We start from the raw sequence: 955 nt of genomic DNA on the forward strand, positions 1-955 counted from the left end.
TAACACGTTTGCTACTATGCAGATTAAGCCTAAATTTACCACTTAATACGGTAAACCAAAAGAAACCTAGAATGCCGAATGTAGCAAATCGTGTTGATGCATTTGTTATACGATTATTATTTCGTAGGCTAAAAATTTTCCTTTATATTTCATTTCCCAGTCAATTTAATACAATTGCGATTAACTTACGCTACAAACTTAAGATAATGAATCAGTATAGTTACAGAAAAACCTATTAAACCTGCAATTTTCGCAGGCTTTATCATTGCGTTTAAACCCCATACCAACATAATAAACGCAGAACCAATACCCAACCAACTATAAAGTACTTCACTTTCTAAGCGATTAGCATTTAACAAATTCAACAAAATCGATCCAATTATAATAAGAGCTAAAAATGTTAATGCCCCCAATTCCACTTTAGAAAGCTTGTCATTCGATTTTACCTTTAGATTCTCATTTTCAACAGACATACCTTTACCTCACTTTGATTTTATTTATATTTTTCAATTGATTATATTTATTACGATAACCAATATAGTATAACGCTGGCATAACACGTTTATTACTATGCAAACCAACTTGAATTAACCGCCTTAATCACAAAACCAAAGGCAAACCCAGAACGCCGAATGTAATAAATCGTGTTGATGCGATTGTTGTGCGTGCTTACTTTCGGCTTGGCTAGCTTGGTAAAGAACTGCCCTGCCAAGATTTTCTAAGTCCTGATTCTAATTTACCGATAGCAATTAAGCGAACAAAATGTTCTTAAATTGCGAGATAAAGTGAATGGAAAACAAATACACTTTTTACGCCATTTGAACGACTTGGTTTCAGCAGATTTGGATCTGATAAACCAAATATCCTTGCCACAACTGGGATTGAAAATGCTGCGAGTAAAACACTGATGCAGACTAAAATGAGGCATAACCAAAGAACAATTGAAGCGTAAAAT

2 protein-coding genes are annotated in these 955 nt (G+C 33.8%); both read right to left on the minus strand.

What is annotated here, in order from left to right:
- Positions 1-185: 185 nt before the first annotated feature.
- Entirely contained in the window at positions 186-473 is a 288-nt protein-coding gene (locus A6E04_RS20725; RefSeq protein WP_065612286.1) for a hypothetical protein, read from the minus strand.
- Between the two features lie 295 nt (positions 474-768).
- The coding region (locus A6E04_RS21445; RefSeq protein WP_217491223.1) for a hypothetical protein at positions 769-955 on the minus strand (187 nt) is incomplete at its 5' end.

Source organism: Aliivibrio logei (assembly GCF_001691055.1).
Taxonomy (GTDB): domain Bacteria; phylum Pseudomonadota; class Gammaproteobacteria; order Enterobacterales; family Vibrionaceae; genus Aliivibrio; species Aliivibrio salmonicida.

What these genes read in the sequence shown, in the direction of transcription:
- A6E04_RS20725 (WP_065612286.1), bottom strand. Translation starts at nt 473, where the DNA reads ATGTCTGTTGAAAATGAGAATCTAAAGGTAAAATCGAATGACAAGCTT.